The 16,171-nt window shown below is 60.7% G+C and carries 17 protein-coding genes; 6 read left to right on the forward strand and 11 right to left on the reverse strand.

Going from position 1 to position 16,171, the window contains the following annotated elements:
- Positions 1–155: 155 nt before the first annotated feature.
- Positions 156–1,151 (reverse strand): Hint domain-containing protein, encoded by a 996-nt coding sequence (locus HOY34_RS13325; protein WP_172363635.1) that lies wholly within the window; start codon positions 1,149–1,151, stop codon positions 156–158.
- Positions 1,152–1,464: 313 nt separating this feature from the next.
- On the opposite strand from HOY34_RS13325, the gene HOY34_RS13330 reads away from it, so the two are divergent.
- Genes HOY34_RS13330 through HOY34_RS13340 form a run of 3 tightly spaced genes read left to right on the forward strand, consistent with a single transcriptional unit; the run spans position 1,465 to position 5,654 of the window.
- Positions 1,465–2,499, forward strand: coding sequence for a cysteine synthase A (locus HOY34_RS13330; protein WP_172363637.1), 1,035 nt, complete (start codon positions 1,465–1,467; stop codon positions 2,497–2,499).
- A 12-nt stretch (positions 2,500–2,511) separates the two neighbouring features.
- Positions 2,512–4,938, forward strand: a complete 2,427-nt coding sequence (locus HOY34_RS13335) for a DUF3772 domain-containing protein (RefSeq protein ID WP_172363639.1) — start codon at positions 2,512–2,514, stop codon at positions 4,936–4,938.
- Positions 4,935–5,654: an alanyl-tRNA editing protein gene (locus tag HOY34_RS13340; RefSeq protein WP_172363641.1), complete on the forward strand. Its 720-nt coding sequence runs from the start codon at positions 4,935–4,937 to the stop codon at positions 5,652–5,654. The genes HOY34_RS13335 and HOY34_RS13340 overlap by 4 nt, the downstream gene beginning before the upstream one ends.
- A gap of 96 nt (positions 5,655–5,750) precedes the next feature.
- Here HOY34_RS13340 and HOY34_RS13345 read toward each other — a convergent pair whose 3' ends face one another.
- The 9 genes from HOY34_RS13345 to HOY34_RS13385 form a co-directional block, all read right to left on the reverse strand.
- Positions 5,751–6,773 carry a CheB methylesterase domain-containing protein gene (locus HOY34_RS13345; RefSeq protein WP_172363643.1) on the reverse strand — a complete coding sequence of 341 codons (1,023 nt, stop codon included), beginning with the start codon at positions 6,771–6,773 and terminating at the stop codon, positions 5,751–5,753.
- 141 nt (positions 6,774–6,914) lie between these two features.
- Complete coding sequence (locus tag HOY34_RS13350) at positions 6,915–7,343, reverse strand: hypothetical protein (protein WP_172363645.1); 429 nt, start codon at positions 7,341–7,343, stop codon at positions 6,915–6,917.
- Positions 7,340–7,726 carry a response regulator gene (locus tag HOY34_RS13355; RefSeq protein WP_172363647.1) on the reverse strand — a complete coding sequence of 129 codons (387 nt, stop codon included), beginning with the start codon at positions 7,724–7,726 and terminating at the stop codon, positions 7,340–7,342. Before HOY34_RS13355 ends, HOY34_RS13350 begins: the two co-directional genes overlap by 4 nt.
- A gap of 13 nt (positions 7,727–7,739) precedes the next feature.
- Positions 7,740–8,612: a CheR family methyltransferase gene (locus HOY34_RS13360; protein ID WP_172363649.1), complete on the reverse strand. Its 873-nt coding sequence runs from the start codon at positions 8,610–8,612 to the stop codon at positions 7,740–7,742.
- Positions 8,609–9,073, reverse strand: a complete 465-nt coding sequence (locus HOY34_RS13365) for a chemotaxis protein CheW (protein WP_172363651.1) — start codon at positions 9,071–9,073, stop codon at positions 8,609–8,611. Before HOY34_RS13365 ends, HOY34_RS13360 begins: the two co-directional genes overlap by 4 nt.
- A complete protein-coding gene (locus HOY34_RS22120; RefSeq protein WP_366926959.1) occupies positions 9,060–9,596 on the reverse strand; it encodes a chemotaxis protein CheW in 537 nt (178 codons plus the stop codon). Before HOY34_RS22120 ends, HOY34_RS13365 begins: the two co-directional genes overlap by 14 nt.
- Positions 9,532–11,520, reverse strand: coding sequence for a chemotaxis protein CheA (locus tag HOY34_RS22125; RefSeq protein ID WP_253944453.1), 1,989 nt, complete (start codon positions 11,518–11,520; stop codon positions 9,532–9,534). Before HOY34_RS22125 ends, HOY34_RS22120 begins: the two co-directional genes overlap by 65 nt.
- Entirely contained in the window at positions 11,517–11,909 is a 393-nt protein-coding gene (locus HOY34_RS13380) for a response regulator (RefSeq protein WP_172363653.1), read from the reverse strand. The genes HOY34_RS22125 and HOY34_RS13380 overlap by 4 nt, the downstream gene beginning before the upstream one ends.
- Positions 11,906–12,229, reverse strand: a complete 324-nt coding sequence (locus HOY34_RS13385) for a hypothetical protein (protein ID WP_172363655.1) — start codon at positions 12,227–12,229, stop codon at positions 11,906–11,908. The genes HOY34_RS13380 and HOY34_RS13385 overlap by 4 nt, the downstream gene beginning before the upstream one ends.
- Positions 12,230–12,558: 329 nt before the next feature.
- Between HOY34_RS13385 and tpa the strand changes: the two genes are divergently transcribed.
- Positions 12,559–13,938, forward strand: coding sequence for a hypotaurine--pyruvate aminotransferase Tpa (tpa, locus tag HOY34_RS13390; protein WP_172363657.1), 1,380 nt, complete (start codon positions 12,559–12,561; stop codon positions 13,936–13,938).
- Between the two features lie 102 nt (positions 13,939–14,040).
- Here tpa and HOY34_RS13395 read toward each other — a convergent pair whose 3' ends face one another.
- Positions 14,041–14,559: a GNAT family N-acetyltransferase gene (locus HOY34_RS13395; protein WP_172363659.1), complete on the reverse strand. Its 519-nt coding sequence runs from the start codon at positions 14,557–14,559 to the stop codon at positions 14,041–14,043.
- A 117-nt stretch (positions 14,560–14,676) separates the two neighbouring features.
- On the opposite strand from HOY34_RS13395, the gene HOY34_RS13400 reads away from it, so the two are divergent.
- A complete protein-coding gene (locus HOY34_RS13400; protein WP_172363661.1) occupies positions 14,677–15,126 on the forward strand; it encodes an RbsD/FucU family protein in 450 nt (149 codons plus the stop codon).
- Positions 15,127–15,216: 90 nt separating this feature from the next.
- A complete protein-coding gene (gene rbsK / locus HOY34_RS13405; RefSeq protein WP_172363663.1) occupies positions 15,217–16,149 on the forward strand; it encodes a ribokinase in 933 nt (310 codons plus the stop codon).
- Positions 16,150–16,171: the final 22 nt, after the last annotated feature.

A 16,171-nucleotide genomic window follows, 5' to 3' on the forward strand; every position in this document is an offset into this window, starting at 1 on the left:
TTCAGGGGGCACCTTCCCCTGTAAGAGCACATGGCTGAGAAAGGAATGCGGGCGGGCCTGAAAGGGTCCGCCCGCAGTCTTTCACAGGCCAGAAGGGCGCATCATGTCAGAGAGCCGGCGCTTTCTGTGCGGCCTGCGCCTTTGGGGCCCATCCGTTATGACAGCAGCAGCAGCTTTGCCTGATCTGCTTTCAGGCAAAGCCGGGCGGCCCCCGTCTGGCGTGAGGATGCCTCTTTGTCATTGCCGTCAGCGATGTTCTCAGCGGGCGCAGGAAGCGGGCTTTCGCAGGCGGCACCTTCGGCGAAAATGATCTCATGCTGGTCAAAGACCAATTGGTAAAAGGTCACGCTGCGGCCATGTCGCTGGCGGGCAAGGCCTGCGCCAACCAGATGCTGCGCGGCGACCAGAACCTCGGATTCACCAAACAGCGCCGCCGCCCTGCTGCCAGAGAACAGCACACGCTGCTGCGGTGACAGGACCAGATCACGCTGATTGCCGCAGGTCTTTGCCGCGATGACCACCGGGGCCGCATCGGCGCGCGCCGAAACCGTGGTGGCCAGCACCTGGCGCAGCGGCTGCAGCCCGTGATCCAGCGTCTGGATCAGCTGGCCCGGCACCAGCGCCTCGACCCGCACCTCGCCATCTGGGGTGGCGATATGGGTGCCGCTGGCATAGCAGCATGGCCGGGGATCGCGGATCGGGTCACAGTCGGCGCTGACCGCATTGGTGAAGATCTGCGCCTGTCCTGCGGCCAGCGCGGCGGCAGCGGCACCTGTCAGGATCACCGCCTCCGGGGCATTGGGACGCCCGCCATAGGGTTGCTCGCCAAGCGAAAGGCTGATCATCCGCAGCGGATTTCCCGGGGTGTAAAGGGTATAGCCGGGGGTGATTTGCGTGCCTGCAGGCCAGGTTACCCCGTTCAGGGTTATAGCATTTTCGCTGAACTGGGCAGAGGTATCGCTGCGATATGCTGCGCCCGGTTGCGGCATCTGTATGTCACGCTCACTGACGGTGAGGCGAACCGGCACGGCCTGCGGTTTCAGCGTCAGGGTGAATGGCAAGAGGCCCGGGAACCGCCCGCCCGTTGTTTCAGCCGGAAGCGGCTGCACAAAGTCTGCCTTGCCGTAAACATAAATCGTGTAACTGCTCATACTTACCTGGCTTACCTGGCGGGTTTAACGGCGGCTCAATAAGGCTGGGTTAAGGCCCCGGGTGATTCCTGGCAATTGGGCCTGCCAGCGGCGTGGTTCTCCAGGGGGAGATTTCTCCAAAGATTGTGGTGGATTTAGGAGAAACCTGGGACAATCGCGTGGTCATGCATCAGACTGTCCGGCAGGACAGGCGGAAATCGGAACATCGCGGCGGATCTGCCGGGCCAGGCCATAGCGTGCGGCTTGAGTTTGGGCGCTGGCTTTTCTACAAATAAGAAAATGCAAACGGGGCGCTGATGCCCGGGGAAAACCGATGCGAATTCATAATGATCTGGCGGGCATCATCGGCAATACGCCGCTTCTGAAACTGAAGAAGGCCTCAGAGCTGACCGGCTGCACGATCCTTGGCAAATGCGAGTTCATGAATCCGGGCCAGTCGGTCAAGGATCGGGCCGCGCTTTACATCATCCGTGATGCGGTGGCCAAGGGGCTGCTGCAGCCCGGCGGCACCATCGTTGAGGGCACGGCCGGCAATACCGGGATCGGGCTGGCGCTGGTCGGCAACTCGCTGGGTTTTCGCACCGTGATCGTCATCCCGGAAACGCAAAGCCAGGAGAAAAAGGACATGATCCGCCTGGCTGGCGCCGAGCTGGTTCAGGTTGCCGCCGCCCCCTATAAGAACCCCAACAACTATGTGCGCTATTCCGGCCGTCTGGCCGAAGAGCTGGCCCGCACCGAGGCCAATGGCGCGATCTGGGCCAATCAGTTCGACAATACCGCCAACCGCCAGGCCCATATCGAGACCACCGGCCCCGAGATCTGGGAGCAGACCGGCGGCAAGGTGGATGGTTTCGTGGCGGCCGTCGGCTCTGGCGGCACCCTTGCGGGCGTCGCAATGGCGCTGCAGCCCAAAGGCGTGAAGATCGGTCTGGCCGATCCCGAGGGTGCGGCGCTTTACAGCTATTACAGCAATGGCACATTTGAGAGCCCCGGCAACTCGATCACCGAAGGCATTGGTCAGGGCCGCATCACCGCCAACCTGGAGGGCTTCCGCCCCGATATGGCCTGGCGCATCTCTGACGCCGAGGCGCTGCCGCTGGCCTTTGACCTGTTGACCGAAGAGGGGCTTTGCGTTGGCGGATCCTCGGCGATCAATATCGCAGGCGCGATCCGCATGGCAAAAGAGATGGGCCCGGGCCATACGATCGTCACGGTGCTGTGCGATTATGGCAACCGCTATCAGTCCAAGATGTTCAACCCTGTGTTCCTGAAGGAAAAAGGGCTGCCGGTGCCAGAGTGGCTGGCGCGGGGCAATCGCCCGCTGCCGACGGTTTATCAGGATCTCTGAGGCAGGGCGCGGATGCAGCAAGTGGTTCATGGTGTCAGGCGGCTTTACGGATGGGCTGCCCTTGTTTTGCTGTTTGCGCTGCCGCTGTCTGCGCTGAATGTCATGCTGCCCGGGGCCGCCTGGGCTGAGGGGCAGGCAGAGGTCGCGCCCCTCGACTATGCCGCCTGGGACAAAGTTGCCAGCGGCGCCGAGACCGATCTGGGCGATACGGCGGTTTCCGATCAGCGTCTCGATCAGCTGCGCAGTGCGCTGGCAGAATGGCGGGCAAGTTTCACCACCGCCCAGAACCAGAATGCCAGCCGGATCGCCACTTTGCGCGACCAGATCGCAGCGCTTGGCCCGGCGCCCGAGGGGGATGCCACCGAGGCGGCTGACATCGCCACCAAACGCAAAGAGCTGAATGGCCAGCTGACGCTTGCACAGGCACCGGCCATTGCCGCCGAAGAGGCCTATCGCCGCGCCGATGGCCTGATCCGCGAAATCGACGCCGTTGCACGCGAGCGTCAGACCGACCAGCTTTTGCAACTCTGGCCCTCGCCGGTTAATCCGGCCAACTGGCCCGAGGCCGCAACCGGCGTCTCTGACACCGTCGTCCGGATCTGGGGCGAGGTCTCCAGCGGCTGGAGCAATGACCGTGCCCGCACCCATTTCTTCGACTCGCTGCCGCTGATCCTGCTTCTGCTGGCGGTTTTCATCGCCACGACCGTCTTTGCCCGCCCCTGGATCGAGGCCTTCGCTGAACGCCTGCGCATCGGAAAAACTGAGGCCAGACGCCGCATTTTCGGTCTGATCGCCTCGCTTGGCCAGGTTGTCGTGCCCTCGATCGGCATCATCGCCCTGTCGGTAGCCCTGGACAGAACGGGCTTTCTGGGAACCATCACCGGGGGCGTCGCCTCGGCATTGCCCTGGCTTGGGGGGCTGTTGTTCATCGCTTTCTGGCTGGGGGCGCGCAGCTTTCCGCGCAACAGGCCCGATGATGATCTGCTGGCGCTGACCCCAGGCCAGCGCGCCGAGGCGCGGGTGCTTTCTGCCCTTATGGGCGTTGTGCTGCTGATCAATGCGCTGCGTATGCTGACGATGGCGGGGCAGAATTACGCGGATGCGGTGACCTCGGTTGTAAGCTTTCCGATTGTTCTGGCGGCCAGCGTGCTTTTGTATCGCATGGGCCGGATCATGCGCCTTAGCAGCGAGATCGGCGGCAAAAGCATCAGCTATGGCGCGAAACTGCTGGGCTTTCTGGGCTATGCGCTGAAGGGGGTGGGCCTCGCCGCGCCTGTGCTGGCGGTCTTTGGCTATGTTTCCGCAGGGTCGGCGCTGGCCTTCTCGTCTATCCTGTCGCTGGGCCTTCTGGGCTTCCTGATCATTTTGCAGCGCTTCCTCTCGGATCTCTGGGCCGTGATCTACCCGGCCGCAGATGCCGAGGCCGAGAATGAGCGCCTGGTTCCGGTGCTGCTTGGCTTTGGGCTGGCGCTTTTGTCGCTGCCGCTGTTTGCGCTGATCTGGGGCAGCCGTCTCGCGGATCTCAGCGAGCTCTGGACCAGGTTCCGAGAGGGCTTTCAACTGGGGGCAACCCGCGTATCGCCCACCGATTTCCTGCTTTTCGCCGTCATCTTCGTGCTGGGCTATCTGGTCACGCGGGTCTTTCAGGGGGCGTTGCGCAACTCTATCCTGCCGCGCACCAGAATGGATCGCGGCGGCCAGAATGCGCTGGTCTCGGGCACCGGCTATATCGGCATTTTCCTTTCGGCGCTGGTGGCGATCAATGCGACCGGGATCGATCTGTCTGGCCTTGCCATCGTCGCCTCGGCACTGACCGTCGGTATCGGTTTCGGTCTGCAAAATATCGTGCAGAACTTCGTCTCGGGCATTATCCTGATGATCGAGCGTCCGGTCTCTGAGGGGGACTGGATCGAGGTCGGCACCACCCAGGGCGTGGTCAAGACAATCTCGGTGCGCTCGACCCGGATCCAGACATTTGACCGCAATGTTGTGGTGGTGCCAAATGCCGATCTTGTCAGCCAGCGTGTCACCAACTGGACCCGCTTTGGCCTTGCCGGGCGGCTGATTGTGCCGGTCTCCGTCGCCTGGGGCGAGGACAATCGGCGCGTCGAAAAAATCCTGCGTGAGATCGCCGAGGCGCAGCCGATGGTCATCCTGAACCCGCCGCCGACCGTGGTGCTGCAGGGCTTTGCCGGTGGGGTTCTGAATTTTGAAATCCGGGTGATCCTGCGCGATGTGAATGCGTCAGGTGCGGTGCGAAGCGATATCAACCATATGATTGCAGAGCGTTTTATCGCCGAGCAAGTGGCAATGCCGCAGACCAGCGCGGTGATAACCCTTGGCAATGCGGGCGAGTTGGGCGAGGCATTGCGCCCGGTTGCAACCGCTGCCCCGGATGAGAGCCAGGGGCAGGCGGTGGGCCCGGGCCAGCCCCGATGACAACGCTGTTGTTCCGCCGGGATCCCTATCTGCAGGAGGCACCGGCCGTTGTGTTGCAGCACTCGCCTGAGGGGGGTATCGTTCTTGATCAGAGCCTCTTTTTCCCCACAGGCGGCGGGCAACCTGGCGATTCCGGCTGGTTGATCTGGGAGGGGGGGCGCGTTGTGATCGCCACCACGACCCGCAATGCCGATGGTGTGATCGTGTTGGTGCCGGGCTCTGCATCGGCTTTGCCCCCTTCGGGCGCGGCGGTCGTTCAACGGCTGGATTGGGAGCGGCGCTACCGTCATATGCGGATGCACACGGCCTTGCACCTCTTGTCGGCGGCGGTCTCCCGGCCCGTAACGGGCGGGCAGATTGGGGCGGCCAAAAGCAGGCTTGATTTTGACATTCCCGACCCGGTCCCTGAACGCGGAAATCTGGAAGAGCGGCTCAATCTGCTGATTGGCAGCGATCTTCGGGTCACCGAAAGCATGATCGCGGAAGAAGATCTTGCCGCACAGCCGCAGCTTGTGCGGCAAATATCGGCACCTCTGCCACAGGGGCACGGACGTCTGCGCCTTGTTGGGATTGGCGAAGGGGCGGGGCAGATTGATCTGCAGGCCTGCAGCGGGACGCATGTCGCGCGCATCGGCGAGATTGGTCGGATCCAGGTCGCCGAGATCGCCCGAAAAGGGCGCAACAGCCACCGTATTTCCATAACGCTGGACAGTTAGGTTTCCTGCACGGCCGTCTGCCTGCCGGTCTCATGGTTCGTGATACCGATGCTGGGGCAGGCGGCATGTCTCTGCCGTATTGGAGCGTATAGGGCGTTATGTCTGGCGCATTTCAGCCACGGATGATCGTTTGCGACTATGGGCAAGAAGCATCTCTGAAATTTTTCCCAGCGGCAGGCTTTCGACCGCCGCGCCCAGTTCCGCCGCCGCACGCGGCATTCCGTATACTGTAGAACTGGCCTCATCCTGAGCAAAGGTCATTGCACCGGCACGGCGCAACTCCAGCAAACCAGCCGCGCCATCCCGCCCCATGCCGGTCAGCAAAACGGCGGTGACTGCTGGCGCGAAAGAAACCGCTGAACGAAACAGCATGTCGACAGAAGGGGTATGGCCTGAAACAGGCGGCCCAAAACTGAGATCGCAAAGGACCGGCTTTCCCGGCGTAAGCGTCAGATGACCCGGGCAACCGGCGCCAACGACAACAGTTCCCGGAAGCATCTTCACCCCGCTTGCCGCAGGCTGCACCTTTGCCGCGCAGCAGCGCGCGAACAGGCGGACCAGACTGTCGGAAAAGCCAGCCCCCGTATGCTGGACGATTGCACAGGGCGGACAATCGGCAGGAAAAGTTGAAAGAATCGTTAATAGCGCATCGATTCCACCAGTCGATGCGCCCATCAGGATCAGTTTTTCCGGGGCAAATCCTCCGGTCTGGGTTGGCCGGGGCATTGATGGATATCGGCGTAACTCAGTGGGCGTTGCAACAGGTTTTGGTTTGGCTGCGGTTTGTAACCAGCGTTGCAATTCATCCGGGCCATCCGCCCGCCTTGCCGCAGAAGCGAGGTCCATCACGACCTCACCTGGAAGGCTTTCCGGGATTTCAAGCCAGGCCGTCTGTGACACGCGAAACAGGGACAGGAGGCCTTCAAACTCTGGCATCCGTGCAAGTTCTTTGCCGTTCAACGCCACGGCAGGCTCGGCGCGCTCACTGAGAATATAGGCAGTTGAAAGGTCTGATGCCACCCCGCTGATGTCGTAGTTTTTCAACGAGGAAATTCGACGGCTAAGGCGAGCCGCTGTTATTGCCCGTGCCGTCACGATGATAACCTTACTGGTGTTCATCCGTTCCCCGCATGACTGCATCGAAAGACGTAATGCGGCTGAAGCCGAGCATGAATGGCCGAAACGGACGCTCCAGGGCATTGTGGATGATCATCTTTTATGTCTGCCCCTTTCTTTGCTGCGCTGGATTGGCCAGGACGTTCAAAACAAAATATCCCGGATTGCGCCCTTCTGGATTTCCGGCTCGTTTATGCCAAAGAGGGCTCGAATCTCTGCCAATTTTGCGCTTCTTCCCAGGATTGTTGCCTCAATGGGAGAGGCGTGATCGATTAAGGAATCGGCAAGCTGCCGCGCCAGAGATTGCAAGTCCTGAAGGCGTTGCAGAACACGGCCAATTTCCTGCAATCCAAGCTGTGTCTTCGTATTGTCCCTAATCGGCATCGTTATTAGGCTTTGAGGTTCGTTTTCAATTGAAGATACTATTTCCGCCATAAGTGTGTGTTCGATCACAGAAAGAATGGAATGAGTTTCACCAATTCCTTTTTCCAGCGCATTCAGTATTATTGACAAGCTCAATTTGTCTTTAAAACCATAGAGGCTATTGTCTGAATCTTTCGATTTTCCTGTCATAGCGGGCCGACGACGCGTTCGATCGCTGTTTTTACGGTTGCTGGCGTAAATGGTTTGCGGATCAGGTTATTCAGGCCTAGCTCCTGGCCTCGTTTCAGAACCTCTGGCGAGGGTGTTCCAGTTATCAGGATAAAACCAATTTTCTGCGTGGCTGTATTTCTACGTAAAGCAGCCAGAAGATCCAGGCCTGAAAGCCCTGGCATATTCATGTCGGAGATCACCAGGTGAACCGGGCTGCTGGCGAGCTTTTCAAGGACAACACCGCTGTCTGACTCAGTGACAAAATGCTTTATCCCGATTTCTTCGAGTGATTGGGCGATCAGTGCACGGCTGACCGACATGTCATCGACCACCATCACACGCAGGTTGTCTTTTAGACTCATATTGGTAACCCTTTTAGTTGGCGATCCGCCGGTATGAGGTTATTCCGGCGCTGACCAGATCTTTGACGGCCGGACCTGAAACGCGCTCGGAGTGTCCGATAAAAAGCATCCCGCCAGGACGCAGAAGTTGAGAGAACCTGCTCCAGAGGCGGGCCTGTGTGGGTTTGTCGAAGTAAATCGCCACATTGCGACAAAAAATTGCGTCAAATGGCCCCTTCATAGGCCAGTGACCAACAAGATTTAGTTCAGCAAAGCGGATCATTTCGGTAACTTTTTGATCGATGTTGAATTTATTATCTGCATCCTGTCTCACAAAATTTGACAGAAGATGTTTCGGGATGGATCGGCGTTCGTCATCCGGATACTTTGCTGTTCGTGCCTTGATGATAATTGAGGAATCAATATCTGTTGCGAGAATGCGAATGTTCAGCCGGGATGCTTCCGGCAATAATTCCAGGATTTTCATCGCGATCGAGCAGGGCTCCTGGCCTGCCGAGCAGCCTGCCGACCAAATTCGCAGCCGTTGCCCCGATCTGAGACGCGCGAGATTCGGCTTCAGAAGCATTTCGGCAAGCAGATCGAAGTGATGCGATTCCCGAAAAAAACTGGTCACATTGGTGGTCAGCGCACTGATCAATGCCTCACGTTCCGGCGTATTCGGATCAGCCTCTATTCGTGACAGGAAGCTAGCTATATCCGGGCACCCGGTTTCCTGCAGCAGACGCAACAGACGGGTATGCACCACCTGCTTTTTATTATCCTGCAGAAAGAGCCCAAACTCGCGATGGGCGATCTCTGCCAATCTGCGGAAGTCGACATCACTGAATGGTGGCGCATGGGGCAGACTGTCAGCTTTGGCAGAGCGGGGGCGCACAGTCAGGGTCATGCTGCCTGCTTTGCCTTGCATTGGATTACGGCCTCCAGGTCGATAACCCGCGTCATGCCCTCTTCCATCTGGATGATCCCTGTGATTGACGCGCGTGTGTTTTCAGAGCGAATGTCCGGCGTTTCCTGGATCTGTGATTTCGCCACCGACAAAATTTCCGAAACAGCCTCGACCAAAAGTCCAACGGTCTGGCTGCCGATGGTCGCAACTACGACGACATTGCGTGGATTGTCGGTTGTTGGCCCCGGCCCGAAGCGGGCCGAAAGGTCGTAAATCGGAATGACAGAACCGCGCAGGTTCATCACGCCGAGGACTTCTTTTGGGGCATGTGGCAGCGGGGTTACCGTGCTCCATCTGCGGATTTCACGGACATGGGAAATATCCAGTGAAAAGCTCTGTGCACCGGCAAAAAATGTCACAAACTCTGCATCTTGTCTGGCTGCGGCGTCAGTGGATGGCATGGGGCGCTCCGGGGTTGGGGGGCGAGGTCATAATTTTCTGAACCTGCATGGACTGCGCGGCTTGCGCTGATGCGGGTGAACTGTTTTGCGCAATGGCAGCTGTTCGAACGCCGTTGAAACCGTAAAGGCTGGAGGTCAGCGCCTCGGTGTCCAGGATCAGGGCGATCTGCCCATCGCCCAGCACAGTTGCCGCAGAGACGCCGGGAATTGCACCATAGTTGGAATCCAGCCCTTTGATCACCACTTGCCGCTGGTCGAGCACTGCATCAACGATCAGGGCGCAATGGGTCTGCGCATCGGTTTCAACCAGCAAAGCCAAAGGAGAGTGTGCGGGGTCGCGGCTGCCAAAGCCAAGGCATTGCGCAACGTCGATCATTGGCAGAAAGCGTCCTCTGATCGCCAGAAGCCGGTCATTCGTGCCGATTAGGTGCAGGTCAGAGGGGGCTGGCCTGATTGTCTCAATGACGGATGAAATGGGGATCACCATGGTCTGGCCTGCTACAGAGATGACCATGCCGTCCATCACGGCGAGGGTGAGGGGGCAGGGAGATGGTGAACTCTGACCCCTGGCCCAGGGTAGAACTGATCGCGATGCGTCCACCAAGCGCTGTTACCGCATTCTTGACCACGTCGAGGCCGACGCCGCGACCGGAGAGGTTCGATACTTTATCGGCGGTAGAAAAACCAGGCAGAAACAGTAAGTTATCTATTTCGGCATCGCTTAGCTCTGCCCCTTCGGTGACGAGGCCACGGGATATCGCCTTTGCAAGCACCTTGTCCCTGTCGAGGCCGCCGCCATCATCGCTGATGGTGATGATCACGCTGCCAGAGCGATGAGCGGCTGACAGGCGGATTGTGCCCTCGGGGTCTTTTCCCGCAAGTGCACGGGCTGCGCTGTTTTCCAGGCCATGGTCGACTGCATTGCGGATCATATGGGTTAACGGGTCGGCGAGCCGCTCGACCACTGTTTTGTCAACTTCGGTTGTGTCACCGACTGTGACCAGTCTTGCGGGTTTTCCGGTGGCCTCAGATGCCTCACGAACGATGCGGGACATGCGCTGAAAGAGCGGCTTCACCGGCTGCGCACGGATCGCCATCACCGCCTCCTGGAGGTCGCGCGCCAGCAGGCGGTAGTCCTCGGTATGGCTGATAATCTCTGTTTCGGCGGGCAGCGACAGGTCGGTCACGCTTTGCTCGATCATCGCCTGGTTGATGATAAGTTCGCCCACGGCGTTGATCAGACGATCGACCCGTTCCAGATCCACCCGCAGCGTGGGTTTTGGGCCGCGGTTATCGCTTTCATCTTCGGCTTTTGACGGGCGTTTGCGTGGCGCAAGAGGCTGTGGCGTATCGGCGGTCTGGCTGTCTGAGACACCGACACCGGCCGTGGCAGCCCCGAGCTCCGCCATGACTGCTGCGGCACTTGTTTCAAGCCCTTCGGAGTGGATCGGCATTTGGGGGGGCGGGGGCGCCGCATCAGGGTTGCTGAGCACTGATGGGCCGGCTTCGATTACTCTGGGCGAGTTTTGGGGCGCGATTTCCAGGTTGCAGAGGCCACGAACAAATTCAAAATGCGCGTCGATTTCAGCATGGCTGACAGATGACGGAAGGTGAACTTCCCAGCCTAGCCAGGGCGATTCGGGCGAATAGCTGTCGGGTTTGGGGCAACGGCTGAGATCTGGCGTAATCCGGGATGCGCCAAGCGCTTCAAGGCCGCAAAGCAAAGGGAATGGATCATGGCCGTTGGTATATAGCGAGGCCCAGGGACGAAAATGGATGATCCAGCCCTGTGCAGGGGCCTCATCTTCGGTGGTGGCAGGCACGGATCCTGGCGTGGCAGGGCTGAGGCCGTCAGCCGATGCCTCGCCCGGCGATGCTGTTTCTTCAAACCCTGTGCCGAACTCTGTTGTCCTATCCGGATCAGCCCCATCAGAGATATGCGGTGTGGATGAGGGCGGCCCGGCCCCTGGCGCACCTGGGTCGGTAAACTCTGCCGAAAGGCCGAAGTCCAGGGTGATGGCGCTGAAACCGAAATCGGCGTCTTCGGCGGGGTCCTCAAAACCGGCATCCCCGAGGCAGGCGTCGAGATTGGCCAGAAAACCTGCGGTGATGTCGTCGTCTATGCTGCGCTCTTCATGGGCAGCCTCGACCAGATCGGCCAGGTGATCGGCCGAGCGCAAAAGGACGTGCATCGCCTCATCGGTCAGCTCCATCCGGTCAGAGCGGATCTCATCAAGCACTGTTTCAAACCGATGGGCAAAGGCCACGAGATCATCCAGCGCGAAGGCCCCGGCACCACCTTTGATGGAATGCACCGCCCGGAACACCGCATTCAGGCATTCACTGTCTGCCTCGCCGCTTTCCATACGGGCAAGGCCCTCGGCCAGGGCCTCAAGCAGATCCTCACATTCCTCGAAAAACGTGTCGCGGATGGACTGCATGCTCATGGATGTGCCTTTCCTGAACCGGAATAGCCGGTGACCCGGCGCAGGACTGCGATCAGCTGCAAATCCTCAAAGGGTTTGACCAGCCAGCCTGTCGCGCCTGCGGCCCTTGCCCGTGCCTTCAGGGCATCGCCACTTTCGGTGCTGAGCACCAGGATCGGCACCCGCGAATTATGGGTGCCTGAGCGAATCGCTTCGATCACGCCAAAACCATCGAGGCGGGGCATGTTGATATCGGTGATGACCACATCGGGATCGACCTCGGCGAACATGCTGACGCCATCAGCCCCGTCATTGGCGGTGGCGCAGTCAAAGCCCGCATTTTCCATCGCCTGACGCAAAAGCGTGCGGATGGTCAGGGAATCATCAATGGCCAGGACGCGCAGGCTCATGTGGAGCGCCCCTCTGACATGGGGGCCGGGGAAGCGGACGGCTCTGGCGCTATGGGCAATGCGTTGATCAGGCCCAGCAGTGTCAGTTGCGCACGGTGCAGCGTCGAGACGCCTGAGATCGCAAAGGGGATGCCGCGTTCGCGCCGATCTGCGGCCTCGGTCAGCAACAGTTCGGCCAAAAGCCCGCTGAACTGACGCAGCCCTGCGGCATTGACCCTAAGCGCGGTGTCACGGTTGTTGTGGAAAAAGGCCGCGAGCGAGGGATCCGCCAGCGGATCGGCCCGCGATGGCAGATCCAGCACCACAGTCTGCGCGGGCATTGCGGTCCCGCAGGCCGCCGCGGCAGAAATCGCTGCCTGCTCTGGCAGAGCGGGCGGAATTTGCTGGTTCAGAGTGGGCATCGGCCACTTACCTCGGTTGAAACTTCCCATTCCCAACAGGGATAAGTCTGCGAAACTTAAGGAAAGGTTGTTTCCGCCCCGATTTGCCGGGAAATCGCGCATTCGCCCGGGGTTTATTCGCTAAAATCCTGATCTTTTTCGCGCGGCCTTTTAACTGGCCTTAATGTCGTTTCCGGTCTGGCCCTAAGGTTGTGCTGCATTTGGGCGATAATGACGCCAAAGGCGATCTCGCAGGGAAAGGCAGAGCCATGGAAGGCATTCAGGGCATGAATGATATGGGACGAGTGATCGAGGCCGATCGCGCCCATGTCTGGCACCATCTGGCGCAGCATAAGGCGTTTGAGACCTCGGACCCGCGCGTGATCGTCGAGGGCAAGGGCATCCGCGTCTGGGATGCCAGGGGCAAGGAATATATCGACGCGGTTTCGGGCGGCGTCTGGACGGTAAACGTCGGCTACGGCCGCGAAAGCATCGCCAATGCGGTGCGCGATCAGCTGGTGAAGATGAACTATTTCGCGGGTGCTGCGGGCTCGGTTCCGGGCGCCCTGTTTGCGGAAAAACTGGTCACCAAAATGCCGGGGCTGACCCGGGTTTACTATTCCAACTCGGGCTCTGAGGCCAATGAGAAGGTCTATAAGATGGTGCGCCAGATCGCGCATCGTGTGCATGGCGGCAAGAAGTGGAAGATCCTTTACCGCGACCGCGACTATCACGGCACCACCATCGGGGCGCTGGCCTCGGGCGGCCAGGACGAGCGTTCAAAGCAATATGGCCCCTTCCCGGAGGGCTTTGTGCGGGTGCCGCATTGCTTAGAATACCGCAAACAATGGGACGTGGAAAACTACGGCGAGCGTGCCGCTGACGCCATCGAAGAGGTGATCCTGCGCGAAGGTGCCGATACCATCGGCGCGCTGGTGCTGGAGCCGGTGACCGCAGGCGGCGGCGTGATCGTGCCCCCCAAAGGCTATTGGGAGCGCGTGCAGGAAATCTGCAGGAAATACGATATCCTGCTGCATATCGATGAGGTCGTCTGCGGCATGGGCCGGGCCGGGGCCTGGTTCGGCTATCAGCTTTACGGCATCAAGCCCGACTTCGTGACCATGGCGAAGGGCGTGGCCTCGGGCTATGCGGCGATCAGCTGCACCGTGACCACCGAGCGCGTTTTCGAGATGTTCAAGGATGATGCCTCGGACCCGCTCAGCTATTTCCGCGATATCTCGACTTTTGGCGGCTGTACCTCGGGTCCGGCGGCGGCGCTGGAGAATATGCGCATCATCGAGGATGAGAAGCTGATCGAGAACACCATCGCCATGGGGGATCGCTGCCTTGGCAACCTGCAGGCGCTGATGGAAAAGCATAAGGTGATCGGCGATGTGCGCGGCAAGGGCCTGTTCCTTGGCGCAGAGCTGGTGGCTGATCGCCAGACCAAAGAGCCGGTGGCTGAAAAGCTGGCGGCACAGGTGGTGGCGGAATGCGGGGCGCAAGGCGTGATCATCGGGGTGACGAACCGCTCGATCCCTGGGTTCAACAATACGCTGTGCCTTTCGCCCGCGCTGATCGCCACGCCCGAGAATATCGATGAGATCACCGGGGCAATCGACGTGGCACTGACCCGCGTCTTTGGCTGATCACACGTCCAGGGGCCAAGGCGGCGTCAGGGGTCAAAGCGGCCCCGAAAGCGGCCAGGCCTGATTGCAGGCTGTGGGAGAGATCCCGCAGCCCGTTCTTTTTCAGGGATCCTGCCTCCCGGCCGAGGCGAGGTCCCCAAATGCCGCAGGCAGCTGCAAAGCGCCGATGGGGGCAGGGCGCCCAAACCCCAGAGAGAGCACAAATTCATCGGGGATCCCGGCGCAGGTCAGGCCGGGCTGCGCGGCAAAACCGAACCGCCCATAATAGCCCGGATCGCCGACCAGCGCCGCCCCCTGCAGCCCCTGCGCCTGCAGCCGCGCCAAAGCCTCACGCATCAGGGCGGCCCCGATGCCAGCCCCCTGCGCCTCTGGTGCGACCGAGAGCGGAGCGATCAGCGCGAATGCCCCCTCAGTGCCGATCCGGCAAAGCGAGGCCGCCAGATGGCCGATCAACTCGCCCCCGCGCCCGGCCAGCAGGGACAGTATCAATGCGCCTGACACCTCCAGCGCTTTGAACAGTTCCGCTTCATTGCCGTCACGATGCGGGGCGGTCAGGAAGGCGCGGGTGATCAGCGCCATGATCGGGGCGCGGTCTTCGGGGCTGGCATCACGGATGCGCATGGGGATCCTTTCAGGCGGGTCGGGCGGGCCTTTCCGGCCGGGAATGGCGGCAGTCAGGGGTTCTGGACGCCGCCAGCGGCGCGGCATATCCTGGCCATCGAAGCAGGGAGATCAGGAATGCTCAAGGGAATTGACCATCGGCTGAATTCGGATGTGCTGGGCACGCTGCGCGCAATGGGGCATGGCGATATGCTGATCCTGTGCGACACCAATTTTCCCGCGCATTCGGTGGCCAAACACACCGTGCTGGGCCGCCCGCTGCTGATGGAGAATCTGACCTCGGCCGAGGCGGCGAATGCCATCCTCTCGGTGCTGCCGCTGGATGATTTCGTGCCCGATTTCGCGGGCCGGATGGAGGTGGTCGGTGATGCGGGCGCCTGGCCTGCGGTGCAGCTTGAGGTCCAGGCCGAGATCGACCAGGCCGAGGGCCGCGCCCGCCCGCTGCCGGGGATCGAGCGCTTTGCCTTTTACGATCTGGCAAAACAGGCCTATGCCGTCGTCCAGACCGGAGAGCGCCGCTTCTACGGCTGCTTCATGCTGCGCAAGGGCGTCATAGCGCCAGTCTGAGCGCCAGCCTGAACGCCAGTCTCAGCACCCGCCTGAACGCTGAATTTCTGTAGTTTAGCAATCCGCCCGCCCAATCCCCGGAGCCGTAAAATGACAGTCGCAAAGCCCATTATCGTTCTGGGCATCTTCAACGCCGATGCGGTTTACCGCGCCAGCCGCCAGCCCAAAATCGGCGAAACGATCATGGGCCAGGACTTCCGGCTGGAGCCGGGCGGCAAGGGCTCGAACCAGGCGGTGGCGGCGGCAAAGGCGGCGGGCCCCGGCAATGCGGTGCATATCATTACCCGGCTGGGGCGCGATGATTTCGCCAAAATGGCCCGCTCGGTCTGGCAGGATGCGGGCGTGATCCCCGAGGTGAAAGAGGATCCCGAAAGCCATACCGGGTCTGCCTTTATCTTTATCGAGGCGGCAACCGGGAACAATGCGATCATCGTTGCCGCCGGGGCAGGGGCCAGGATCTCGCCTGATGACCTGCAGGCCCGCGCCGATCTGATCCGGGGGGCGGGCGTTTTCATCACCCAGCTGGAACAACCGCTTGAGGCCGCCCGCACCGGCCTGCGCCTTGCGCGGCAGGCGGGGGTGACGACCATTCTGAACCCCGCACCTGCGGCGGAACTGGACGATGATCTGCTGGCGCTTTGCGATTTCATCACGCCAAACGAATCCGAGGCAGAGCTGCTGACCGATATCCCGGTCACCGATATCGACAGTGCCGCCCGGGCCGCTGATGCGCTTTTGTCGCGCGGGGTGGGGGCTGTGGTGGTGACGCTGGGCGCGAATGGCGTGCTTTACCGCGACCGGAGGACGCAGTTGCATATCCCGGTGATCAGCGCGGGCCCGGTGGTCGAGACGACAGGCGCGGGCGATGCCTTCAACGGTGGCTTTGCGGTGGCCCTGTCAGAGGGGATGGAGATCGGTGCCGCACTTCGATTCGGCAATGCGACAGCCGGGCTGAGTGTGACACGCGCAGGCGCGGCGGCGGCGATGGCGGATCGGGCGCAGATCGACGCTGTTCTGCGCTGATCTTGCAAAGAGGCAGCGGCAC

The organism is Pseudogemmobacter hezensis, assembly GCF_013155295.1.
GTDB classification, from domain to species: Bacteria; Pseudomonadota; Alphaproteobacteria; order Rhodobacterales; family Rhodobacteraceae; genus Pseudogemmobacter; species Pseudogemmobacter hezensis.